12 protein-coding genes are annotated in these 24,715 nt (G+C 75.8%); 1 reads left to right on the top strand and 11 read right to left on the bottom strand.

The genetic code is table 11. The features are described 5' to 3' along the window. Window positions 1–31 precede the first annotated feature (31 nt). The 7 genes from Sfr03f_RS04975 to Sfr03f_RS04945 form a co-directional block, all read right to left on the bottom strand. Window positions 32–2,308 carry an amino acid adenylation domain-containing protein gene (locus Sfr03f_RS04975; protein ID WP_281262820.1) on the bottom strand — a complete coding sequence of 759 codons (2,277 nt, stop codon included), beginning with the start codon at window positions 2,306–2,308 and terminating at the stop codon, window positions 32–34. Further along, on the bottom strand, window positions 2,305–6,930 hold the full coding sequence (locus Sfr03f_RS04970) for a non-ribosomal peptide synthetase (RefSeq protein ID WP_108952460.1): 4,626 nt from the start codon (window positions 6,928–6,930) through the stop codon (window positions 2,305–2,307). Before Sfr03f_RS04970 ends, Sfr03f_RS04975 begins: the two co-directional genes overlap by 4 nt. Window positions 6,931–6,994: 64 nt before the next feature. Next, a complete protein-coding gene (locus Sfr03f_RS04965) occupies window positions 6,995–7,762 on the bottom strand; it encodes a thioesterase II family protein (protein ID WP_108952459.1) in 768 nt (255 codons plus the stop codon). Between the two features lie 64 nt (window positions 7,763–7,826). After that, complete coding sequence (locus Sfr03f_RS04960) at window positions 7,827–8,615, bottom strand: 4'-phosphopantetheinyl transferase family protein (protein WP_108952458.1); 789 nt, start codon at window positions 8,613–8,615, stop codon at window positions 7,827–7,829. Between the two features lie 49 nt (window positions 8,616–8,664). Next, window positions 8,665–10,041, bottom strand: coding sequence for a serine hydroxymethyltransferase (gene glyA / locus Sfr03f_RS04955; protein WP_108952457.1), 1,377 nt, complete (start codon window positions 10,039–10,041; stop codon window positions 8,665–8,667). Continuing rightward, entirely contained in the window at window positions 10,038–13,382 is a 3,345-nt protein-coding gene (locus tag Sfr03f_RS04950) for a non-ribosomal peptide synthetase (protein WP_108952456.1), read from the bottom strand. The genes glyA and Sfr03f_RS04950 overlap by 4 nt, the downstream gene beginning before the upstream one ends. A 121-nt stretch (window positions 13,383–13,503) precedes the next feature. Further along, window positions 13,504–18,819 (bottom strand): non-ribosomal peptide synthetase, encoded by a 5,316-nt coding sequence (locus tag Sfr03f_RS04945; protein ID WP_159105550.1) that lies wholly within the window; start codon window positions 18,817–18,819, stop codon window positions 13,504–13,506. Window positions 18,820–19,032: 213 nt separating this feature from the next. On the opposite strand from Sfr03f_RS04945, the gene Sfr03f_RS04940 reads away from it, so the two are divergent. After that, window positions 19,033–19,758: a hypothetical protein gene (locus tag Sfr03f_RS04940; protein WP_245967400.1), complete on the top strand. Its 726-nt coding sequence runs from the start codon at window positions 19,033–19,035 to the stop codon at window positions 19,756–19,758. Window positions 19,759–19,860: 102 nt separating this feature from the next. Here Sfr03f_RS04940 and Sfr03f_RS04935 read toward each other — a convergent pair whose 3' ends face one another. The 4 genes from Sfr03f_RS04935 to Sfr03f_RS04920 form a co-directional block, all read right to left on the bottom strand. After that, window positions 19,861–20,040 (bottom strand): MbtH family protein, encoded by a 180-nt coding sequence (locus tag Sfr03f_RS04935; protein WP_108952454.1) that lies wholly within the window; start codon window positions 20,038–20,040, stop codon window positions 19,861–19,863. Between the two features lie 81 nt (window positions 20,041–20,121). Then, window positions 20,122–22,395 (bottom strand): M20/M25/M40 family metallo-hydrolase, encoded by a 2,274-nt coding sequence (locus Sfr03f_RS04930; protein WP_159105549.1) that lies wholly within the window; start codon window positions 22,393–22,395, stop codon window positions 20,122–20,124. A gap of 95 nt (window positions 22,396–22,490) precedes the next feature. Continuing rightward, window positions 22,491–23,786, bottom strand: a complete 1,296-nt coding sequence (locus Sfr03f_RS04925; protein WP_108952452.1) for an MFS transporter — start codon at window positions 23,784–23,786, stop codon at window positions 22,491–22,493. After that, window positions 23,783–24,532, bottom strand: coding sequence for a 2OG-Fe dioxygenase family protein (locus Sfr03f_RS04920; RefSeq protein ID WP_108953443.1), 750 nt, complete (start codon window positions 24,530–24,532; stop codon window positions 23,783–23,785). The genes Sfr03f_RS04925 and Sfr03f_RS04920 overlap by 4 nt, the downstream gene beginning before the upstream one ends. Window positions 24,533–24,715: the final 183 nt, after the last annotated feature.

Raw genomic sequence — 24,715 nt, 5'->3', positions numbered from 1 at the left:
GGGCGGTCCGGCCTGTGGGCGTGGTCCGGTCTCAGGCGGCCTGGCGGCCGTCGAGCTCCTCGGACAGTTCCGCGACCGTGGGCCGCAGGTACAGGGAGCGGGCGGACAGCTCCACCGAGAAGCGGTCCTGGAGGCGGGAGAGCAGGTCGGCCGCGATCAGCGAGTGCCCGCCCAGTTCGAAGAAGTCGTCGTCGGTGCCGACGGGTTCGACGCCGAGCAGGTCCGCCCACTCCTCGGCCATGGCGTCCTCGGTGGCCGTGCGGGGGGCGACGTACTCGGTGGTGAGGGCGCGCGGCGCCCGGCGGGCGGCCGGGAGCTCGGAGCGGTCCACCTTCCCGTTGCGGTTCAGCGGCAGTTCGGGCAGGGCGAGGATGGCCCAGGGCACCATGTAGGCGGGCAGCTCACCGCGGACCCATTCCCGCAGCCGCCGACCGAGGGCGGCCGGGTTGTCGTCCTCCGGCCGTTCCGCGGTGACGTAGGCCAGCAGGCGCTTGCCGCCCGCCCCGTCTCCCTGGACGACCACGACGGCCTGCCGCACGTCCTCGTGTCCGCCCAGCGTCTCCTCGATCTCGCCGGGCTCCACCCGGTAGCCCTGGATCTTCACCTGCCGGTCGGCGCGGCCGAGGAACTCCAGGGTGCCGTCCTCGAGCCGGCGCACCAGGTCGCCGGTGCGGTAGAGGCGGGCGCCGGGGACCGGCGCGTCCGGGTCCGGCACGAAGCTGTCCGCGGTGGCGGACGGGCGGTTCAGGTACCCGTGCGCCAGTCCCTCGCCTCCGGCGTACAGCTCGCCGGGGACGCCGACGGGCACCGGCTGACCGTCCGCGTCCAGCACCACGGCGCGGGTGCCGCCGATGGGCCGCCCGAGGGGAACGGCGTTGCCCCGCGGCGCCTCGCCGGAGGTCCAGCAGGCGGTGAACGTGGTGTTCTCGGTGGGCCCGTAGCCGTTGGTGAAGAGCAGCCCGGGGTGGGCCTCGAGCAGGCTGCGCACGTGCGTGGCGGAGACGACGTCGCCGCCGGCCAGCACGTGGCGCAGTCCGGCGAAGGCCTCCGGGTGCTGGGTGACCATCTGGTGGAAGAGGCCCGCGGTCATCCACGCGACCGTGACCTTCTCCTCCACCAGCGTGGCGGCGAGCTGCTCGGTGGAGAGCGGCCCCGCCGGGTGCACGACCAGCCGGCCGCCGTTGACCAGGGGGGCCCACAGCTCCAGGGTGGAGGCGTCGAAGGCCACCGGCGCGAGCTGCAGGAAGGCGTCCGAGGGGCGGAACTCGGCCCAGTCGGGCCTGACCACCAGCCGCGAGACGGCCGCGTGCGGGACGCGGACCCCCTTCGGCTCGCCGGTCGAGCCGGAGGTGAAGCTGACGTAGGCGGCGGCGGTGGGCGGCACGTCGGCGAGCACCCGCTCCGCCGCGGTGTCCGCCGGTGCGCCGGAGGCGAGCGGCAGCACGCGCGTCGCCTCGGGCAGACGTTCCGCGAATCCCTCCTGCGCCAGCACGACGCGGGCGCCGGTGTCGGCCAGCAGCTGGTGCAGCCGCTGACGCGGGGTGTCCGGCTCGAAGGCGGCGTAGGCCGCGCCGGTCTTGAGCACTCCGAGGAGGCCTGCGACCAGGTCGAGGGACCGCTCGGCGAGCACGCCGACGACCTGGCCGGGCCGCACCCCCTGCGCCCGGAGCCGGACCGCGACGCGGTCGGCGGCGGCGGTGAGCTGCCGGTACGTCAGGGACCGTCCGGCGCAGCCGGCGGCGGGCGCGTCGGGGGTGCGTTCGGCCTGTTCCTGGACCAGGACGTGCACCGGGCGGGCGGCCTGGGGGGCGCGTCCGTCGCCCGCCAGCGCGGACACCTCGGCGCGGGCCGCGGCGTCGGTCAGCGGCAGCACGCGCACGGGTGTCCCGGGGGCCGTGGCGGCGCCGGCCGCCGCCGTGCGCAGCAGCGCGGTGAGGCGCTCGGCGGACCGCCCGCCGGACGCGTGCACCCGAAGGCCCTCCGGTGCCGCCTCGACGGCGAGGGCGCCGGGCGGGCCCGCCGGGTCGGTGTTCCAGCCGAACCACGCGTCCGCCTGCGGCACGGCGCCGTCGTACCCGGCTCCGAGGGCCAGCTGCCCGGCCACGTCGGCGGCCAGCTCGGCCATCGTGGTGTCCTCGGAGACCGTGAGGGTCAGCAGTGCCTCGCTGTCCGCGTCCCGGTAGGCGAGGCGCACGGTCGCTTGGAGGGAGCTGCGGTGGAGGACCGCGGCGAGGGCGGCGAGGGCGGGTACGGGCCCCGGGGCGCCGGTGCCGCCGGCCACGGCGGGGGTGTGGGTCGGTGAGGTCACGAGTTCTCCTTGGTGGTGGCGGCGACGGTCTCCCCGGCGCGGCGCCGGCGCAGGGCGGACCGGTCGATCCGCGTGATCGGCGTGGCGGTCTCCTGGGGCCTGGCCAGTTGTTCGTCCACGTAGCCGGCGACCGCGGCGACGGTCGGCGATTCGAAGAGCAGTCCGAGCGGGACGTCGACCTGGTACTCCTGGCGCACCCGGTCCATCACCTCGGAGCCGAGCAGGGAGTGCCCGCCGAGTGCGAAGAAGTCGTCGTGCACGCCCACGCCGTCCACCCCGAGGGCGACGGACCAGATGTCGGCGAGCTTCGACTCGGTCGGGGTGGTGGGCGCCCGCTGCTCCTCGACGGCGGCCGCGGTGAGGTCCGGGCCGGGCAGCGCGCCCGGGTCGGCCGTTCCGTCCCGGCCGACGGGGAAGCCGGGCACCAGCACCAGGTGGGCGGGCACGGCGTGCGCGGGCAGCCGCTGCTGGAGCAGGTTCCGCAGCCGGGCCACGGTGCGGCGGCCCCTGGTGACGGACAGCGGGTCGTTGGCCAGGGCGCGTCCGTCCGCGTCGTCCGGCGCGCCGGGGCCGCGGCCGAAGCCCGCGGGCAGGAACTCGCCTCCCCGGGCCGTCCCCCCGTCGGCGGGCGCGTCCTCGGAGGCACGGCTGAGGAGGATGTCGATGTCTCCCCCGGTTCCGCCGGACCCGTACCGCACCAGGGCGGTGTAGCCCTCCTTCTCCGCGGCGGCGGTCAGCGCGCCGGGGTCGGCGGGGCCGCCGGCCTCGGCGGGGCGCGGGGCGAGCGCCGCGGTGACCTCGGCGACGTCAGCCGGCCCGCCCGCGTCCAGCGCGTCGAGCGCGCGCAGCCGGCCGTGGATCCGCGCGTCGGGCACCGAGCGCAGCAGCACGCGCTGCGGGGCGTGGGTGCGCAGGTGTCCGGCGAGGGCGTCGGGGGTGAGCCGGTCGGCGGACCAGTCGAGGACCGTCGCTGCGGCGTCCTGCGGGACGCTCTCGCCGACGCGCAGGACGACGTCGTAGCGGTAGGCGCTGAGCTCGTTGCGGTGACGGCCCACCCGGGGAAGCACGAACACCTCGCCCACACCGGGCAGCCGGTCGGCCAGCGCGGTGAACCAGGCCGGGTCGAGGGCGAGTTCCTCCTCCCGGGCGACGCGTGCGGCGACGCCGTCGCGGACCAGGGCGGCGGGGTCGCCGGGGTCGAGGAGGTCCAGCTGCGGCATCAGGTGCAGCGCCCGCAGCAGCGGCAGGCTGCGCACCGAGCCGACGTAGACGTGACCGCCGGGGCCGACCGCGCGGACCGCCCCCGCCAGGACACGCTCCAGGTACCGCTCGTCGGGGAAGTGCTGGACGAGCGCGTTGAGGACGACGGTGTCGAAGCCGCCCTCGGGCAGCCCGGTGAAGTCGTCGGCGGCCCGCTCGAGGAGGGTGACCGCGTCGTCCTTGCTGGCGAGCCAGTCCCGGTGGTCCTCGATGTGCCGCAGGGCGTGCGCGGAGAGGTCGGTGCCGGTGTACGTCTCGCAGCGCAGCGCGAGGCGGAACAGGAGGGCGCCGGTCTTGCAGCCGATCTCCAGGACGTGGGCGGGGCGCAGCGCCGTGACGCGGCGGAAGGTGAGGTCGGCCCATTCGCGCATCTCGGAGGCCGTGAGGTACTCCCCCGTCTGCGAGCTGTTCCAGCCGCCCGCGTTCAGCGTGGGGTCGTCCTCCGCGGTGCGCGAGGAGTAGGTCTCCGCGAACTGCCGGCGCCGCTCGTCCTCCTGGTCCTCGCCGTCGGCGGTGCCGCGCGGCAGGACGTGGGCGACGAGACCGGGGTCCCCGTCGCCGCCGTCGGTCTCCGCGGGCCGTGCGGTCACCAGCGCGCGCTCCACGTCGGAGCAGCCCTGCAGCACCGACCGGATCTCGGTGGTCTCCACCCGGTGCGTGCGCACGCGCAGTTCGCCGTCGAGGAGGTCGAGGACGCCGTCGGGCAGCAGGCGGGCCCGCAGGCCGGTGCGCAGCAGGCGCTCGCCGGGCCGCAGCGGGTCCTCGGTGAACAGGTCGCGCCTCTCGTGCGGCCTGCCCAGGTGGCCCTCGGGCAGGGGCGCCCCGCCCAGGCACAGTTCGCCGGGGACCGCGCCCGGGACCGGCAGCCCGTGGTCGTCCAGGACGCGCACCACGGCGGCTGTGTCGTCCGGTCCGGCGCAGGAGAAGCTGCCCGGCCGGTAGTGGTCGGACACCGGCTGGACGACGACGTCGAGCGCCGCGTGGGCCGGGCCGTGCACGGCCAGCAGCCGGCTCCCGGGTGCGGCGGCCCGCAGCCGCGCGGCGAGGTGGGGCCAGGTGTGCTCGCCGGCGCAGCGGACCTGGCGCAGGGACGGCAGGGCGGCGGTGGCGGCGAGGATGCCGGAGAGGACGGAGGGGGTGCAGCACAGGGTGGTGGCGGCGGTGGCGGTCAGGGTGCCGGCGAGGTCCGCCGGGGTGCTGCCGCCGGGCGCGGTCACCAGGCGCAGGCCGGCGACGAGGGGCCCCAGCAGGTGCCACGGGGAGAGGTCGAAGGCGGTGGGGACCACCAGCACGGAGGCGTCCGCGCCGTCCTGGCCGTGCGCCGCGAGGAGGGCCCGCGCCTCCAGGCCCAGCCGGTGGGCCACGGCCCGGTGGCTGTTGACCATGCCGCGGGGCTGCCCGTCGGCCGCGGACGGGTAGTTGACGAACGCCGGACGTCCGGGCTCGGGGGCGGCCGCGGGCCGGTCGGCGGGCCACTGCGTCAGGTCGGCGCCCACGTCGACGGACCGCACCATCGGGTCGAGTCCGTCGGGCCCGTCGCCGAGGGTCAGCACCAGGTCGGCGTTGCAGTCCAGGAGGACGTCGTTGATCTCCGCGACCGGGTGGTCCGGGTGCAGCGGCACGGCCGCGCCGCCGGCCTTCAGGACGCCGAGGAGGGCGGTGAGCAGTGCCCCGGAGGGCGGCAGGCAGACGGCGACGGGCGCCCCGGCGGTCACCGCGAGGTCGCGCAGCCGCCAGGAGAGCCGGTTGGCGGCCCGGTCGAGTTCGCGGTACGTCAGCTCGGTGTCCCCGTGCCGGACGGCCACGGAGTCCGGTTGGCTGCGGGCCCGCTCCTCGAACAGGGCGGTGACCGTCGCGGCGCCGTCGTCGGCGGGCTCCGCGCCGGGGTCCGGGGCGGGGTCCGCGTCCCGCAGCGTCGCGAGGGCGCGCGTGCCGACGACGGGCAGTTCGGTCACCGGGGCGTCGGGGTTCCGGCCGGCGCGGTCCAGGACGGTCCGCAGCGAGTCGAGCATCCCCAGCACGATCTCCTCGGTGAGGACGTCCGTGGAGAAGTAGACGACGCCGCTGATGCCGCCGTCGTCGTCCGGCGACAGGTCGACCTCCAGGTCGAAGCGCGCGGTGCCGGTGCTGAGGGGCTCGATGGTGTAGGTGAGCCCGGGCAGGGTCACGTGTCGCCGCGGCTCGTTGTGGAAGCCGAGCTGGTGGCGGACGAGCGGGACGCGGGCGAGCGCGTCCCGCTCCGGTGCGACCACCTCGACGATCCGCTCGAAGGGGACGTCCTGGTGGTCGTACGCGCCGAGGCAGACCTCCTTGGCCTGCCGCAGCAGTGCGCGGTAGGTCGGCGAACCGGAGGTGTCCATGCGCATGACCAGCTCGTTGACGAAGCAGCCCGCGAGGTCCTCGAGTTCGGCGTGACGGCGGCCGGCCACCGCGCCGCCGATCACGATGTCGTCCTGGCCGCTCCAGCGGGACAGGACGACGGACTGGGCGGCGATCAGCGCCATGTACGGGGTGGCCTGCTCCGCCTCCGCCAGTGCGGTGATCCGCCGTACCGTCTGCGGGTCGATCCGGTACCGCAGGGTCCCGCCGTTCCAGCTGAGTTCGGCGGGGCGGGGCAGGCCGGTGGCGATGTCCACCAGGCGGGTGTCGGCGAGCCGCTCGCGCCAGTAGTCGAGCTGGCGCGGGACGACCGTCTCCTCCAGGTGGTCGCGCTGCCAGACGGCGAAGTCCCCGTACTGGACGGGCAGGTCGGGCAGCCGCGGCTCCTCGCCCCGCAGGCGGGCGCCGTAGCGGTCGCCCAGTTCGCGCAGGAGGATGTTGAGCGACCAGCCGTCGGTGGCGATGTGGTGCTGGACGATCAGCAGCAGGTGCTCGTCGTCGGCGAGGCGCAGCAGCACGGGGCGCAGCATCAGGTCGCGTTCGAGGTCGAAGGGCAGGTCGGTCTGCTCCTGGCAGCGCCGCCGGGCCTCCGCCTCGCGTTCGCCGGCCGGCAGGCCGGTCAGGTCGACGAGCGGCAGGTCCAGGCCGGTGAACGGGTCGACCCGCTGCACCGGCTGCCCGCCGGCCTGGTGGTAGGTGGTGCGCAGGATCTCGTGCCGCTCGACCGTCTCGGCCAGGCAGCGCCGCAGCAGCTCCGCGTCGAGCCGGCCCCGGAACCGGGCGGCTCCGGCCACGTTGTAGACGGTCGCCAGCGGCTGCAGCGTGCTGAAGAACCAGATGCGCTGCTGCGCCGGGGACAGCGGCATCGCGGTGCGGTCGCCCCGGTGGGCGGTGATGCGGTGGGCCCCGGCGTCCGGCACCTGTCGGCTGATCAGGCGGTCGAGCAGTTCCCGTTGTTCTGCGGTCAGCGTTGCCGGTCGCATGCGTTGCCTCGCCCTTCGGTGGCTGGTCGGGTGTCGCGGTGTGGGTGGAGCGGGTGCCGGTGGTTCACGTCCGCGGGACGGCGACCGGCGGGCCGTGCAGCAGGGGCGTCAGGTCGGCGCGCAGCCGGGCCAGCACGTCGTGCGTGCGTTCCTGCACGAAGAAGTGGCCGGCGGGGAACGTGTGGACCGCGTGGTCCCCGTTGCTCTCCGCCTTCCAGCCGACGGCCCGGTGCGGCTGCACACCGGTGTCGTGCTCGCCCAGGTAGACCCGCACCGGGCAGTCGAGCGGCCGGTCGTCCTCCGGGCGGGGCCCGGCCAGCAGGGTCAGGTCGGCCCGCAGGACGGGCAGGATCATGCCCAGGTACTCGTCGTTGGCGAGCAGTTCCCGGGGGGTGCCGCCCATGCGGGTCAGGAAGTCGAGCGCGCCCTGCTCGGTGAGCCACGGCGTGTAGTCCTTGCGGGGGGCGGCGCGCGGGGCCTCGCAGGCCGCTGCGATCAGCATCTGCGGCGTGCGGCCCGTCTCCCGGCGCAGGGCCCGGCACAGTTCGGCCCCCAGGGTCGCCCCCATGCTGTGTCCGAAGACCACCAGGGGCCGGTCCATCAGTGCGGCCGCCTCCTCGCACAGCGGGCCGAGGACCGCGTCCATCGTGGTCAGCAGGGGCTCTCCGAGCCGGGAGCCGTGCCCGGGCAGCTCGGCGGCGACGACGCCGATCTCCCGGGGCAGCAGCCCCGCCCAGGAGCGGTAGACGTGAGCCGCCGCCCCGGCGGGCGGGAGGCAGAGCACGCGCACCACCGCGTCCTCGCCGTGCGACCAGTCGCGCAGCCACGTCATCAAGTTCCCCTCCCGGTCGCCGGGTGCCCGGACCTTCGCCGGGCGCCTGTCTCCAGCTTCGTGATCAGGACGGCTCGTTGCAGTCGGGGGAGTTCCTGACAGGCGTCCCCGGGCACCCCGGCTCGCAGCTCCACGCCAGTGCCGCGACGTCGCCGGCGGGCCGGTCGTTGACGGCGAGCGAGGCGGCGAACCCCTCGGGCGCCTGGAGGGCGCGGACCAGCCACAGGCCCTGCACCCCGGGCACCGTGGCCTCCGCCCACCCGCCGGTCCCCTCGGCGCCCAGGCGGGGCGGATCGACGACGCCGGTCCCGGCGGCCTTCCCGACGGCCTCCAGGCGGGTCCACGCCTGGGTGCCCTCGAGGTCCGTGCGGACGGTCCCGTCGACGGCCCCGGAGAGCACCGCGGACCAGTTCACCCCCTCCCGGACGCGCTCCACGTCCACTCCCACGACGAGCGGCGGGCGGCACAGGGCGACGATCGCGGTCTCCTCGCTGTGGCTCAGGCTGACGTCGAGCGCGACCCGGCCGGAGTACGCGGCCCACACGGGTTTGCCGTGCACGGCCGGTCCGCACCGCGGGCAGAAGCGGTGGAAGGTCAGCGCGGCGGGTTCCTCGCCGGTGTAGGCGGCGAGCAGGTGCCGCAGCGCACAGTGCGCGGCGCGGTAGCGCCGGCGGTCGACGGCGCGCTGCATGCGGCGGGCCCGCTGCCGTTCGCCGGCGTCCAGGCAGTCCCCGCCGTCGGGGAGTTCCAGGTCGTCCAGTCCCAGGTACCAGAGGTGGACCACGCCCGGGGGCAGGTCGGGCGGGACGGGCGGCCCCTGGGCCGGGGCGCTCGTCGGCCACGTCGTTGTCATGGGTACTCCTCACGGCCCGCGGCGCGCCGGGGCGCGCCGCGGGCTCCTGTCAGGCAGCTGCCGCGGTGGGGCCGGGGAGCGCACGGGCGGGCAGCGGGTGGTCGGGCAGCGGGAAGCGGCGGCACAGCGCCGCGGCGCGGGTGGCGACCTCGGTCCTGACGGCCTCGTCGAGCACGTAGTCCCGGTCGCCGGCCGGGACGACGGCGGCGAGGACGGTGTCGAGGAGTTCCGCGCACTCGGCCATCTCCGCCGGTCCCATGCCGCGCAGTGCCAGCACGTTCGTGCCGAGGCGCACGCCGCTGGTGACGCGGGGTCCGTGCGGATCACCCGGGATGCTGTTCTTGTTGACGACGATGCCGCAGCTCTCCAGCGCCCGTTCGGCGATCCGGCCGGTCAGGCCGCGGCGGCCGACGTCGAGCAGCACCATGTGGGTGTCGGTGCCGCCGGTCAGCACGTGGTGGCCCCGGCTGTCGAGTTCCTTGGCGAGCGCCGCGGACGCGTCGACGACCCGCCGGGCCAGCCGGCGGAACTCCGGGGTCGCCACCTGGGCCAGGGCACGGGCCTTGGCCGCCACGGTGTTCAGCCGCGGCGTGCCCTGGAGGTAGGGGAAGACGGCGTCCTGCAGGGTGGCCGCGAGGGTCTTCCCCGACGCGGTGCGCAGGTCCGCGTCCCGTCCCAGCAGGATCAGCCCGCCCCGCGGCCCGTACAGCTGCTTGTAGGTGCTGGTGGTCGTCACGTGCGCGACGTCGACGGGGCTGGGGTGCAGCCCGGCGGCGACCAGGCCCGCGATGTGGGAGATGTCGGCGACGAGGTAGGCGCCCACCTCGTCGGCCACGGCCCTGAAGCGCCGGAAGTCGACCGTGCGCGGGTACGCGCTGGCGCCGCAGAAGATCAGCCGGGGCCGGTGCCGGCGGGCGAGCGCGGCCACGGCGTCGTAGTCGATCAGGCCGTCCTCGCCCAGTCCGTAGGCGACCGCGGTGAAGAAGCGCCCGCTCATCGACGCGGGGGCGCCGTGGGTGAGGTGTCCCCCGGCCTTGAGGTCCATGCCGAGGACCACGTCCCCGGGGGAGAGCAGGCTGCAGAGCACCACCTGGTTCGCGGTGGATCCCGAGTGCGGCTGGACGTTGGCGTAGCGCGCGCCGAAGGCCTCCTTCGCGCGCTCCACGGCGAGGCGCTCGACCTCGTCGACGACCTCGCACCCCGCGTGGTAGCGGGCCCCGGGGTAGCCCTCCGTGGTGACGTTGCCGGCCGAGCTCGCCTCGCAGACCAGGACGGACGGGTCGGCCGTGGAGGCGGCCGCGACCATGGCCAGGGTCTCGTGCTGGCGCAGCTGCTCGCGTTCCAGGAGGCCGTGGAGCGTCGGGTCCTCGGCGGCGAGCCGGGCCGCGCCGTCGGTCAGGGTGCGGCTGAAGATTCCGGCCGTCATCGGTTCGTCTCCTCGAGAGAGTGCAGAAGGTCCTGGGTCTGTGCGCCGTCCATGGCCCGGACCCGCAGGTAGATGTCGGCGACGGCCGCCGCGTCCACACCGGTCCGGAGCCCGGCGGCTTCGGTGAGGGCGGCCTGGCCGGCCACCGTGGGCGTCTCGAACAGGGCGCGCAGCGGCACGTCCACGCGCAGGTCGCTGCTGAGCGCGGCCGCGACCTGGGTGACCTTGAGGGAGTTGCCGCGCAGTTCGAAGAAGTCGTCGTGCACGCCGATCCGTTCGACGTCGAGGACGGTGGACCAGATGTCGGCGACCGCCCGCTCCAGCGCGGTGGCCGGCGCCACGAACGCCGTCGACGGCGCGAGGGGCCTGGCGGTGGAGGCGTCGGGGAGGGCGCGGCGGTCGACCTTTCCGTTGGCCGACAGCGGCAGCGCGTCCAGCGCGACGTAGGCGTCCGGGACCATGTGGTCGGGCAGAGTGGCCCGCAGGTGGTCGCGCAGCAGACCCGCGGTGGGCTCGGCGTCCCCGGACGGCACCACGTGAGCGGTGAGTCCGACGCCGTGGCCCTGTTCGTCGAGGCGGACGACGGTGACCGCCTCCCCGACCATCGGGTGGCGTGCCAGGGCCGCGTCGACCTCGCCCAGTTCGATGCGGTGGCCGCGGACCTTGACCTGGTGGTCGAGCCGGCCGATCAGGTGGATGGTGCCGTCGGCCGCCTGGCGGGCGAGGTCGCCCGTGCGGTACAGCCGGGCTCCGGGCGCCAGGTCCGGGCCGGTCCCCGCGTACGGGTGCGGCACGAAGCGTTCGGCGGTCAGCGCGGGCCGGTCGAGGTAGCCGCGCGCCAGTCCGACACCGGCCAGGCAGAGTTCACCGGGGACGCCGACCGGGACGGCCCGCAGGTGCGCGTCGACGACGAGGGCCTGCTGGTTGGCCATGGGGCGGCCGTAGGGGATGTGCGTCCAGTCGGCGCCGGTCTCCCCCACCGGCTGCACGATCGAGTGGATGGACGCCTCGGTGGCGCCGCCCATCACGACGACGTCGAGGGCGGGGAACAGGGCCCTGGCCCGGTCGGGCAGCGGCACGGGCACCCAGTCGCCGCCGAGGAACGCGACCCGCAGCGTCGGGCGGGCGGGGCGGCCGTCGCCGTAGGCGGCGACCAGGGCCTCCAGCAGGGTGGGCGCGGAGTTCCACACGGTGACGGAGTGCCGCTCGACCAGTTCGGCCCAGTGGCGCGGGTCCTTCGCCGCGTCGGCGTCCGGGAGCACCGTCGTGCCGCCCGCGGCGAGCATGCCGAACAGTTCGTACACGGACATGTCGAAGCTCGGCGACGACAGGGCGAGCACCGAGTCGCCGGGGCCGATGGACGGCCCCCGGTTGAGGTCGGCGATGTTGTTGACCACGCCGCGGTGGGTGACGGCGACGCCCTTGGGCCGGCCGGTGGACCCGGAGGTGTAGATGACGTAGGCGAGATGACCGGGCCGCACGGGCGCCTGCCCGGCTCCGGGTTGCTGTCCGGCTCCGGACTCCTGCGGGGCGCCGGCCGGCCCGTCGGCGTCCTCGAGGGAGCCGGTGAGCAGCACCGGGACCGCGAATCCGTCGTCCGCGCCGGTCACCCGTCCGGTCTCCGGGTCGACCGGCAGGCGGTCCAGGAGCGTGGCGTCGGTGACGAGGGCGGCCGGGCGGGCGTCCTGGAGCATGAAGGCGAGCCGGTCGGCGGGATAGGCGGCGTCCAGGGGCACGTAGGCGCCGCCGGCCTTGAGCACGCCGAGCAGGGTGACGGCCATGGCGGCCGAGCGGTCCAGGCAGACGGCGACCCGCACGTCCGGGCCGACGCCGGCGGCGCGCAGCCGCCCGGCCGCCCGGTCGGCCCGGGCGTCGAGTTCGCCGTAGGTGAGGCCGCCGCCGGTCCAGGCCAGCGCCGGCGCGTCGGGGTGCGCCGCCGCCCGCTCCTCGAAGAGCTGGTGGAGGCACCGGTCGGGCATGGGCGCCGCCGTGTCGTTCCACTCGACGACGGTGCGCTCGAGCTCCTCGGGCGTGAGCAGCGGCAGGTCGCCCGCCGCCTGCCCGGGGTCGGCGAGGGCGGCGCCCAGCAGCACCTCGTAGTGCTGCCACAGGCGCCGCACGGTCGACTCGTCGAAGAGGTCCTGCGCGTACTCCACGAAGCCGGTGAACACCCCGTCGACCTCGCGCAGTTGCACATCCAGGTCGAGCTGGGCACCGCCGCGCTCGGCGGCCACGACGGACGCCTGGAGGCCGGGCAGGGCGACGGTGGGGACCGGCGCGTTCTGCAGGATGAACATCACCTGGGCGAGCGGGTTGACGCTCAGGTCGCGCTGCGGCTGGAGTTCGCCGACCAGTTGCTCGAACGGGAGGTCCTGGTGGTCGAGCGCGTCGAGCGTGGTGACCCGTACCCGCTCCAGCAGTTCGGCGAAGGACGGGTCGCCCGCCAGGGAGGTCCGCAGCAGCACGGTGTTGATGAAGCACCCGACGACCCGCTCGGTCTCCGGGGTGCGGGTGGCCGCCCCGGTGGCGACCACGATGTCCTCCTGGCCGCTGCAGCGGCTCAGCAGCAGCTGGAAGGCCGCCAGCAGCGTCATGAACGGAGTGACCCCCGAGCGGCGCGACAGGTCGCGGACCGCGGCGGAGAGTTCGGGTGCGAGGGTCACCGGCACCTGCCGTCCCCGGAAGGACTGGGCGGCGGGGCGCGGACGGTCGAGCGGCAGTTCGGTGATCCGCGGGGCGCCCTCCAGCCTGTCCCGCCAGTGGTCCAGCAGCCGGTCACGGTACGGGCCGGTCAGGCGCTCGCGCTGCCAGATGGTGAAGTCGGGGTAGTGCAGGGCCAACTCGGGCAGGGCGGGCTCCTGTCCGGCGAGGCGGGCGGCGTACCCGGCGGCGACCTCGTCGAGGAGGATGCCGCAGGACCACATGTCGGACACCAGGTGGTGCAGGGTGACGGTCCACACGTGGTCGTCGTCGGCGAGGCGCAGCAGCGAGGTCCGCAGCAGCGGCCGGGCCGACAGGTCGAAGGGGCGGGCGGCCTCCTCGGCGAGCGCCGCCTCGAGCCCGGCCTCGCTCACGTCGACGACCGGCAGGTCGATCCGCACGTCGTCGGCCACCACCTGGACGGGCACTCCGTCGAGCTGGGTGAAGGACGTGCGCAGGGCCTCGTGCCGGTCGACGACCGCCTGGACGGCCGCGTGCAGCGCGGCCCGGTCGAGCGTCCCGGTCAGCCGGATCGCGAGGGGGATGTGGTAGGCGGCCGTACCCGGGGTGAGCCGCTCGACGATCCACAGGCGCTCCTGGGCGGAGGCCATGGGGAAGATGGTGGGTTGTGAGGTCTGCATGGCCGTCTCCACACGTTGGTGTTGCGGTCGGTGTCTCGGAAGCCCGTCGTCCGACGGGGGTGGGCGCGGGGCGCTCAGCACTCGGGCGCTCGGGCACTCGGGCACTCGGGCGCTCGGGCGTTCAGCGGAAGGAGTCGGGCAGTCGCAGGCGGCCGGACGGCGAAGCGGGGGCCGCGTAGCGTGACCGGTCCGCCCGGGCGATGCCGCCGGCCGGCGCGGCGGGCGCGGCCCGGCGGGCGAGGGCCTCGTCGGCCGCCGCGGCGATCCGCGCGACGGTGGGCGCGGTGAACAGTTCCTGGAGCGGGATCCTGACCCCGAAACGCTCCTCGACGCGCAGCGAGAGCCGGGCCATCAGCAGCGAGTGCCAGCCGAGCGCGAAGAGGTCGTCGTCGCGCCCGGTCCCGGTGGCGCCGATCAGCTCGTCGACCATCCGGCCGACCTCCAGCTCCGTCGGGGTGGCCGGTGCGTCGCCGCGGGCCGGCCCCACGTCGAGGGCGAGCAGCGCCCGGCGGTCGATCTTGCCGTTCCCGGTCAGCGGCAGGGCCTCCAGCGAGCGGAACGCGCCCGGCACGAGGTACTCGGGGAGCCGGTCGCGCAGGTGGGAGCGCAGGTCCGCCACCGGCACCCGGGGGCCGTCCGGCACGACGTACCCGGTCAGCCGGACCTGCCCGCGGGCGTCACGGTCCGCGAGCACGCAGGCGTCGCGCAGGCCGGGGTGCGTCCGCAGGACGGCGGTGATCTCGCCGGGCTCGATCCGGTGGCCGCGGATCTTCACCTGGTCGTCGGCCCGGCCGAGGTACTCCAGGGTTCCGTCCGGGCCGAGCCTTCCCAGGTCGCCGGAGCGGTACAGGCGCTGCCCCGGGCGGTGCGGGTGCGGGACGAAGCGTTCGGCGGTGAGGGCCGGCCGTCCGAGGTAGCCGCGGGCGACCCCGTGGCCGCCCACGCAGATCTCGCCCGGCTCCCCCGTCCCGACGGGCCGGCCCTCCTCGTCGAGGAGGTGCAGGTCGCATCCGGGCAGCGGGCCGCCGAGCGGCGGCTGCGCGTCGGGGTCGTGCCCGGTGAGCGGGCCGTAGGTGGCGTGCACGGTGATCTCGGTGATGCCGTACATGTTCACCAGGCGGGTCGCGGGGTCGCCGTGGGCCCGCCACACGGCGAGCTGTCCGGCCTCGAGCTTCTCCCCGCCGAAGACGACGTGCCGCAGGTCGAGGCCGGCGAGCCGCTCCGGTGCCGCCGCGGTCAGTTCGGCGAACACGGCGGGGGTCTGGTTCAGGACGGTGACCCGCCGCTCCTTGACCAGGTCCCAGAAGGCGGGTGGCGACAGGGTCGCCTCCGTCGGCACGACGACCAGGCGGCCGCCGTGCACCAGCGGGCCCCAGAGCTCCCACACCGAGAAGTCGAAGGTGTACGAGTGGAAGAGCGTCCACACGTCGGTGTGGTCGAACCGGAAGTCACCGCCGGCGAAGAGGTTGGCCACCCCGCGGCACGGGACGAGGACGCCCTTGGGGCGGCCGCTGGAGCCGGAGGTGTGGATGACGTACGCCAGCCGGTCGAGGTCGCCCGGAACGCCCGGGTCGTCCTCCGGCATCCCCGCCAGGGCGTCGGCCTCCGCGTCGAGGTCGACCAGGGCGGCGTCGAACGCGGGGAGCCGGGTGGCGGCGGTCGCGGTGCTCACCAGGACCCGCGGTGCGGTGTCGTCGAGGACGTGACGGATCCGTTCGGCCGGGTGGGCGGGGTCGAGGGGCACGTAGGCGCCGCCCGCCTTGGCGACCGCGAGCACGGCGACCACCAGTTCCGGGGACCTCGGCAGGCAGATGCCGACCATGCTCTCCGGTCCGACGCCCTCGGCGATCAGCCGGTGGGCCAGCCGGTTGGCGCGGACGTCGAGTTCGCGGTAGGTGAGCTCCCCGCCCTCCCAGACCACCGCGGTGCGGTGCGGCGCGACGGCCGCCCGCTCGGCGAACATCTCGTGCACCGGGCGCAGTCGCCGGGGCTCCTCGGCGGCCGGGGCCGGCGCCGGCGCGGGCCGGTCGCCGAGCAGGTCGGCCTGCGGGGTGGCGGGGTCGGCGGTCACCTGCTCCAGCAGGGCCACGAACCGGTCGGCCCAGTCCCGGGCGGTCCCGGGCAGGAACAGGTCGGTGTCGTAGTGCAGTGCGCCGTGCAGCTCGCCGTCGATCTCGGCCAGGGTCACGCCGGTCTCGAACTGGCCGGCCGGCGGGGTGAAGGGCACCGGCTCCAGGGCCAGCTCTCCGAGCGCGCCGCCGGGGCCGGGCAGTCCGAGCGCGCAGGCGGCGAGGAGGGCGCCGTGCCGGCCGACCGGCCGGTGCAGGGTGAACACCGCCTGCGCGAGGGCGGGGCGGCCCGGGGCGCGTTCCGGCGCGAGCTGCCCGGCGATCGAGGAGATCCCGAGCCCCGCGTGGGCGATCCCGGAGCGGACGGTCTCGTGGGTGCGCCGCAGCAGGGCGGCGAAGTCCTCGTCGTCGCGGATCCGCCCGCGCAGCGGGATCATGTCGGCGTACAGGGCGACGGAGGCCGCCTGGCGCGGGCCGGCGCGGCCGTGGACGGGCGTGGCGACCAGCAGGTCGCGCCGGCCGGTGAGCCGGGCCAGGAGCACCTGGTACGCGGCGAGCAGCACGGTGTAGCGCGTCGTGCCCCGGGCGGCGGCGAGGGCGGTGATCCGGGCGGTCGTCCGCGGGCCGAGGCGGAACGGTTCGGCCGCGCCGCGCAGGCGCCGCCGGTCCGTCCGGGGCAGGTCCGCCGGCAGCGGCAGCAGGGTGGGCGCGCCGGCGAGCTGCCCCTTCCAGTACTCCAGCAGGCGTTCGCATTCGGCCCCCTCCGGCGTGCGGGGGGCCTCGTCGACGACGCCGGCGTCGAGTGCCCGCCCCGCGAGGGCGGCCGGGTAGAGCCGGTCGAGGTCGGCGAGGAGCACCTCGAGGGACCACAGGTCGGCGGCGGCGTGGTGCACCGCGAGGACCAGCCGGTGGTCGTCCTCGGCGAGGGTGAACACGGCCGCGCGCAGCAGGGGGCCGTGTTCGAGGTCGAAGGGGCGGTAGGCGGCCCGGGCGAGTTCCCGGTCCAGGGACGCCGGGTCCGTGGTCGTCGCGTCGTGCCGGGCGAATTCCGGGCGCAGCTGCTCGTGGACGCGGGCGACGGGGCCCTCGGCGGTGGCGTGGAAGGTGGTGCGCAGGCCGGGGTGGCGGGCCGCCGCGGCGTCCAGTGCCCGGTGCAGCGCGTCGGCGTCGAGGGCTCCCCGGACCGCGACGGCGGCCGCGATCACCTGGGCCGTGCTGTCGGGGGCGAGACGGTGGCCGAGCCACTGGGCCTGCTGGGCGGGGGTCGGGGACCGGTCGCCGGTGGCCGCGGGGCCGTCGGCGCGCGACGGGCGGGACTGCCCCGCCGTCACCCGCGGGCGGGCGGCGAGCGAGGCGGCGAGTTCGGTCAGGGTGGAGGTCAGTTCCTCCTCCAGGTCGACGGCGAGGCCCAGTTCTCCCGCGATGCGGTGCTGGAGGTCGACCGTGCCGAGGGAGTCCAGCCCCAGTTCGAGGAGGGGCCGGTCGGGTACGACGTCCTCCCGCCGGAGGATCAGGGCGACCTGCTCGCGCAGGAAGCCCAGGATCCGCGCCTCCTCCCCGGCGTCCGCCGCCGCACCGGACCCCGTCGGCGCCGTGACGTCCGGCGGCACCGCGACCGGCGCTCCGGGGTCCGCGGGCCCGGTGTCCGGCCGGCCCGGTGCCTCGGCGTGGCCGGTGTCCGGAGCGCGGTCGTCGTCGTGGTCGGCCAGCAGGACCTTGAGCGAGCCGGCCAGGAGTTCCGCCCGGCACGCCCCGCGCTGGACCTTGCCGCTGGACGTGCGGGGCAGCGAGCCCGCGCGGATCAGCACCACCGTGTGCGGCCGCACCCGGTGCTCGGCCGCGACGGCGGCGCGTGCCGCCGTCACCACCTCGGCCAGATCGCCCTCGAAGCCGCGGTCGATCTCGTGCACCAGGGCGAGGTGTTCCGTCGCGCCGACGGTGACGGAGAAGACCGCTCCGCCGCCGGGACGGAACGCCTCGTGGCTCAGCTCGACCGTCTGCTCGACGTCCTGCGGGTAGTGGTTGCGTCCGCGGACGATGACCAGGTCCTTCAGGCGGCCCACCACGTGGAGTTCGCCGTCGGCGAGGTATCCGAGGTCGCCGGTGCGCAGGAACCGCGGCCCGGAAGTCCCGTCGAGGGTGGCGCCGAACGTGGCCTCGCTCAGCTCGGGGTGCCCCAGGTAGCCCCGGGCCGCGCCCGGTGAGCCGACCCAGATCTCCCCGACGGCGCCGGGGTCCGCGGGGCGGCGGGTGGCCGCGTCGACGATCTCGACGCGGACGTCGTCGGCGGGGATCCCGCTGGACACCACCGGTGCGCCGCCCGAGGGCGGCGCACCGTCCACGGCCGCGGCGGTGCCCCACCGCTTGCCCGTCACCAGCAGCGTCGCCTCGGCCAGGCCGTAGCACGGGGTGAACGCCTCGGCCCGGAAGCCGCTGCCGGCGAACGCGTCGGCGAACCGCCGCAGCGTGGACGGCCGCAGCGGCTCCGCGCCGTTGAAGGCGACCTCCCAGGAGCCGAGGTCGAGCAGGGCCCGCTCCTCGGGGCCCGTCCGGTCGACGCACAGGTCGTAGGCGAAGTTGGGCGCGCCGCTCGCGGTCGCGCCGAACCGGCTGATCGCCTCCAGCCAGCGCCCGGGCCGCTGGGCGAACGCCGAGGGCGACATCAGGACGCAGCTGCCGCCGCTGTGGACCGTGCCGAGGACCGAACCGATCAGTCCCATGTCGTGGTACATGGGCAGCCAGGACACGATCCGGGTGTCCTCGCCGGTGCGGAACAGGCGCTGGGTGACGGCGGCGTTGGACAGCAGGTTGCCGTGCGTGAGCAGGACGCCGCGCGGGCTGCTGGTGGAGCCGGAGGTGTACTGGATGAACGCCAGGGTGTCGGCGCCGGCTCCGGGCCGGCTCCACAGCTCCGCCTCGTCCGACGGCACGTCGTCCGTGGTGACGACGCGCAGCTCCGCCGCCGCGGGCATCCGGGAGCCGAGCTTCGCCGCGAAGGCGGTCGTCGTCAGCACGGTGCCGGCCCCGCAGTCCCGCACGATTCCGACGATCCGCGCCAGGGAGCGCGGCTGCCGGGTGGGCGGATAGGCGGGGACCGCGACGGCGCCGGCGTAGAGGCAGCCGAAGAAGGCGGTGACGTAGTCGAGGCCGGACGGGTAGAGGAGCACCACCTCACGGCCCGCCAGGCCGAGGGCCTGCAGGCGCGCCGCGACGGCTCGCGCTCCGGCGTCCAGCCCGGCGTACGTCAGCTCACCGGCCGGCGTCTCGCCGTCGGCCAGGTAACGGAACGCCACCCGGTCGGGGGCGCGCGCCGCGGTGTCGGCGAGCAGGTCGATCCAGCTGCCCGGCGTGGGGCGAATCTCGGTCATCAGCACCTCTGTCGTCCGAACCTCCGGCTGCCGGGCGCTCAGCGCAGGCACGCCCGTGAACAATCCGACAGCCTGGCAACACGCCAGGTCAGCCAGTAGTCGGGAGCACTCCTGACAGTCGGTGGACCCATGTCGGGGGGTGGCCGCGGGCGGAGGCGACCCTAGGGTCGGGGCAGCATCCGAGCGTCGTCGAGGAGATGTCCTGTGTCCGTGATGTCCACGTTCAGCATCGACCCGGTGTTCCACGGTCCGCCGGCCAGCGCCAACGGGGGTTACGCGTGCGGCACCCTGGCCGGCCTCGCGGAGGCTGCCGGGCACCTCACCGGTCCCGCCGCGGTGACGCTGCACCTGCCCGTGCCGCTGGACACCCCGCTGGAGTACCGGGTCGCGGGGCGGCGCGGCCACGCGTGGCACGGCGAGGACGTGGTCGCCTCGGTGGCGTCAGCCCACGGGGAGATCCCCGACCCGGCGCCGGTGACGGTCGAACAGGCCGGGCGGGCGCAGGCCGCGTTCGACGGATCCGGCCACCCGTTCCCCACCTGTTTCGCCTGCGGTACGCAGCGCCCGGGGACGGGGCTGGGCCTGCGGCCGGGCCCGGTGGAGGGGCGGCCGTACACCGTGGCCTGCACCTGGACGCCCGCGCCGTGGTCGGCCGGGTCCGACGGCCTGGTGCCTCCGGAGATCGTGTGGAGCGCCCTGGACTGCCCGGGCGGCTGGACGACGGATCCGGTGCGGCGGCCACGGCTGCTCGGCCGGATGACCGCCGAGATCCGCGCCCTCCCGCCGGCCGGGCAAACCTGTGTGGTCGTGGCCGAGCTGGAGCGGACGGAGGAGCGGACGGCGCTCAACACCACCGCCCTGTACGACGGCCGCACCGGCACCCTGCTCGCCAAGGCGTCCGCCCTGTGGATCGCCGTCGACCTCGCCACGGTGCGCTGACGGGCGGGGCCGCCGCACGCCGGGAGGGAGCGGCCGCGGCACCGGATGCGATTCCGGTGCCGCGGCCGCTCCCTCCTCCGTACGGTCCCGTCGTCGGCCGGGTCAGCGGGCGCTGAGGGGCCGCATGTCCGTCCACACCTCGTCGATGTGGGCGAGGCACTCCTCCTTGGTCCCGGCGAAGCCCGCGCCGCGCCAGCCGGCCGGCAGTTCCCTGCCGTCCCGCCAGATCGAGTACTGCTCCTCGACGTTGACGACGACCTGGTAGTCCTGCTTCTCCTGCATGGTGAACCTCTCCTCTGACGGGGTGACGGTGCCGTGCGGCACGGGTTGGGGGCGCCGGGGCGGTGCTGCCCGGGCGCGGGGTCAGATCGTGAAGGCCTTGGCGGCGAGCGTGTAGCCGGAGGAACGGGCCGCCCAGGTGACGGTGCGCGGCTTGTCCCCGGCGAGGGTGCCGGCGGGGAAACCGGGAGACCTGGCCAGCAGCCGCAGCGCCAGCGGGCCGTCCCCGGAGATCCTCAGGGTGAGCCGGACCCCTTCCGCGGGGGGCGCCGCGTGGAGGAAGCCCCAGGTCCACCGGCCGTCGGCGGAGATCCGGTTGTCGCCGCCCGGCAGGGTCCGGCCGCCGACCGTGGCGCCCTCCACCGTGGCGCTGCGGGTGTCCGCGTACAGCATGAGCTGGGTGGCGGTGCCGCCGGTGGCGCCCAGGACCATCGTGACCTCGCGGTCGTCACCAATCCGGCGGGTGCCCAGGACCTTCAGGGTGGGCGTGGCCACCGTGGCGGCGGGCGCGGTGCCGGTCCGCCACTCCACGGGGTCGCGCAGCTCGGGGAACTCGTCCTCCAGCACCCTCGGTCCGTCCGGGACGTGGGCGTCGGCCCACTCGTGGGCGCCGCGCCCGCTGCTCACCCAGCGGGCCCGGCCGCCGTCGTCCACCGTGTACAGCAGGCTGACCTGCGCGGGGTGCCTGGCGTCGACGCCGTCGCGGACCGCTCCGGCGGCGGTGACGGCCACGGCGACCAGCGAGGCGAGGCCTGCCCGCAGGGCCAGGGAACGGCCGCGGGCCCGGCCGGTGAACGGCGCCACCGCGGTGAGCGCGAGCAGTGCGAGCAGCACCAGCGGGACCAGGACGAGCGCCAGCCCCACCGTCCGGAACAGCAGGAGGGCGACGGGGGCCAGCAGCGCGGCGGCGGGGACGGCGGCCAGCGCGGAGCAGGGGCCGCGCCACGGGGACTCCTCGGGGAGACGGGCGCCCAGGGCGAGGCCGGCCGCCCCGGTCAGCGCGGGCCACAGGAAGAGGTAGGAGGCGCCGGGCAGGAACACGGCGGTGAGCAGCGTCAGCAGGGTCAGCCAGAGGGTGACCGCCGCGCCGAGTTCCAGGGCGCCGCGCCGGCGGCGCACGACCGCGGCCCACGTCCACACCGCCGCGGCGGTGAGCGCCGCGAGTCCGGTGGCGGTGAGCTCGGACCGGTAGCTGTCGCCGAAGCTGAAGCCGGTGAGGTCCGGGCGGAGCAGCCCGAGCAGGTGCCAGCCGGCCCAGCCGACCGCGGCGGCGGCGAGCAGCGGCACCGGGACGGTGGCGGCGCCGGTCAGCACCGCGCGGACGCGCACCCGGCGGCGCCGCGCGGCGAACAGCGTGGCCGCGGCGCAGGCGGCCAGGGCGCCGGCCGCCAGCGGCAGGACCAGGCCGGCGGGGTAGCGCACCAGCGTCCCGCCCAGGGTGAAGTAGGTGGCGGCGTCGGCCTTGCGGATCGCCGGGATGTCGGCGGCGCCGAGCCGGCGGGTCGCGGCGAGGGCCGTGTCGCCCATGTCCTGCAGCGAGGCCTCGCTCGCGTGGGCGAGGTCGTCGGTGGGGTTGTCGTAGTTCGCCGAGCCGTCGACGGTCGCGAAGTTCATGCCGGTCGCGCCCGCCTCGCGGAAGACGCTGAAGTCGGTGTTGTTGGGGAGCAGCCGGTACACCTCGTAGGCGAGCGACGTGGTGACGGGCACGCGGTCGGTGAGCGCCGGGACGAGGCCGGCGCTGTGCGCCCCGGTCTCGAACATCACCACGCGTCCCGCGGAGCCCCGCCCCTCGAGGTTGAGGACGACGGTGCGGTCCGCGTCGCCGAGCCGGCCGGCGTCCGTGTAGGCGTGGGCGCCGATCATGCCCAGCTCCTCACCGTCGGTGAGGAGGAGGGTGACGTCGTTGCGCGGGGCGGGCCCGGCGCGCAGCGCCCGGGCGATCTCCAGCAGGGACGCGACCCCGTGTCCGTCGTCGGTGGCTCCGGGGCCGGTCTCGACGGAGTCGTAGTGCGCCACGAGCAGCACCCGGCCGGTCGGGTCCGCGCCGGGCAGCGTGGCCTCGATGTTCTCGACCGGCGCCGCCATGGCCGCGCCTGAGGTGGTGTCGAACCCGACCCCCCGGTGGACCACCGGCTTCAGTCCCAGTTCCCTCAGCTCCCGCAGGAGGTTGTCGCGCACACGGGCGTGGGCGGCCGAGCCGACCGGCCGGGGGGCGGAGGCGATGCGCTCCACGTGCTCCTGGGCGCGGGTCGCGGAGAACGCGGTGGCCGACGCGTCCGCGGGCGCCGGGGCGGGGGTGCGCTCCAGGTGGAACACCGGGAGGAGGGCGGCCAGGACGACGGCGAGGAGCAGTGCCACGGCGGGCAGCCGGCGTGGCCGCGGGCCCGCGGGCCCGGGCCCGCGGGCGTCCGGGCCGGTCGGCGCGACCGGTGCGGGCGGGATCGTTCGAAGGTTCACGGGGAGGCCGTTTCTGCTGCGGGGAGGCCCGAGGGGCCGTGGGGTCCGGGTTCGTCGGCCTCCTGCGGCGACGCGTCGAGGGCCCGGTCGGACAGGAGGGTCAGCGAGGCGACGGCACACACGGCGAGCAGCACGGCGGCCGCGAAGAAGGGGGCGCGCAGACCCAGCCGGTCGGCGAGCAGTCCGCCGCCGAGGCCGCCCAGCGGGGAGAGGCCGTTGACGACGAGCCGGTAGGCGCCGCTCACCTGTCCGAACCGCTCCGGCGGCACGAGCACCTGCCGCAGCGTGGTCGTGACGACGTTGACCAGCGCGACACCGGTGCCGACGAGGGCCAGGGCGACCGCGGCGGCCAGGGGGTGGGAGGCGAGCCCGCCGACGACGAAGGCCGGCGGGCACAGGGCGAGGGCCAGCTGGAGGGTCCGGCCCCGGCCGAGCTTCACGACGAGGCGCTCGGAGACCAGCAGTCCGAGCAGGCCGCCCACGGCGATGACCAGGAGCAGCAGTCCGTAGACGGTCTCGCTGACGTGCAGGACGTGCAGGGCGTAGAGCACCGCGACGGCGAGGACGGCCAGCACCGCGGCGTTGAGCAGGGCGACCATGGCGCACACCGAGCGCAGCACGCGGTGGCGCCACAGCCAGGCGACGCCTTCCGCGGTCCGCGAGCCGACGCCGCGCAGGGTGACGCGGGCCCGCGGGACCGTCGCGCCGCCGGGCCGGGCGCCGAGGATCAGGACCGTGGACGCGGCGAAGCAGAAGGTCGCCAGGCCGAAGGGAAGCAGGTGCGCGACCACGAACAGCGCGGTCCCGACGGGCGCGCCGAGGAACTCCATGGTGACCAGCCGCCCGGTCAGCAGCTTGCTGTTGGCGGAGTCGAGGCTGCGCGAGCCGGCGACGTCCGGCACGACGGCCTGGGACAGGTTGTCGGCCATCGTCTCGACGGCGCTCAGCAGGAAGGCGGTGACGACGACCACGGCGATGTCGGCCCGGCCGGTGAGGATCGCCAGGACGAAGCAGCCGAGCACGGCGGAGCGGGCCGCGTCGCAGATCCACAGCATCCGCCAGCGGTCGACCATGTCGACGAGCGTCCCGCTGAAGGGTCCGACGAGGACCCACGGGAGCTGGCCCGCCACGGCCACCAGCGAGACGTGGACCGGGTCGCTGGTCAGGGTGGCCGCGTACACCGACAGGGCGAAGATGCGGATGCCGTCGCCCAGCCCGGAGACGGTGGTCGCCGTCCAGAGCCGCCAGAAGCCCGGGCCGAAGCGGCGGTTGTCGGCCGTCGAGGGTTTCACAGCCGGTCGAAGTCGACGATCAGGACGTCACGGTGGGCGGGGGCCGAGGGGTCGACCGGGGTGACCGGGGTGACGTCGTGCAGCACGACGCGGTCGTCGACCAGCAGCTGGTCGCCCGGCGCGGTCAGGGTGGCGGCGAGCAGCTGTTCGCCCTCGGGCGTGTACAGGGAGCTCTCACCGCCCGTCACGTTGGTCCGGCCGACGAGCAGCGAGGTGACGAACGTCGATCCGTCGCGGTGGCGGCCCTGCGGGGCGGGCCGGCCGGTCTCGGCGGAGCTGGTGACGATGCGGAACGGGTGCAGCTTGACGTCCCAGTCGGTGGTCCCCTCCACACCGGAGAAGATCTCCCCGAGGGACAGCACGACGGACCGGGTCAGCGGGTCCGCGAGGAAGGCGTCCGTCAGCGGGTCGAAGTGGCGCTCGATGCCGCCGTTGAGCGGGTTGACGCTGCTCTCCTGCCGGTACGGTCCGTGCGGCAGGGCGGTGAGCTCCCCGGTGGCCGCGTCGAGCCTGAAGTGGCCGTAGCGGCGGTAGCGGTAGACGCCGCCGTCGCGCATGTAGGTGTCGACGGTCAGGTCGTCCCAGTGCCGGGCGAAGCGCGCCCAGTCCTGCGGTGTCGCCCCGATGAGGTCGCTCTGCTCGGCCGCCGGCTGCAGGTACCCGCCCCAGGCGGACAGCTCCCGCACCGCGGCGGACGTCGCCGGGTGGATGGTGCCGGTGGGCGTTGCGGTGTTCGGCTCGGACACGTCGGTGCCCCCTTTCTGCGTGGCACGGGCAAGGGCCTCCAGCGTGGCAACGGGCCGCGCCGCGCATCAGTCGGGGGAATGCCCCACGCCGCCCGGCGACGGCGCCGTCGGGAGCCGCGTCGGGGAGTTGCCCGACTACTGGGCGCGGGGCGTCCTGGCGGAGCATCCGTCACAGGCACGAGC

Origin of the sequence: Streptomyces fragilis (assembly GCF_003112515.1) — a bacterium.
In the GTDB taxonomy this organism is placed as follows: domain Bacteria; phylum Actinomycetota; class Actinomycetes; order Streptomycetales; family Streptomycetaceae; genus Streptomyces; species Streptomyces fragilis.
This window is presented reverse-complemented; position numbering and strand designations above follow the sequence as displayed.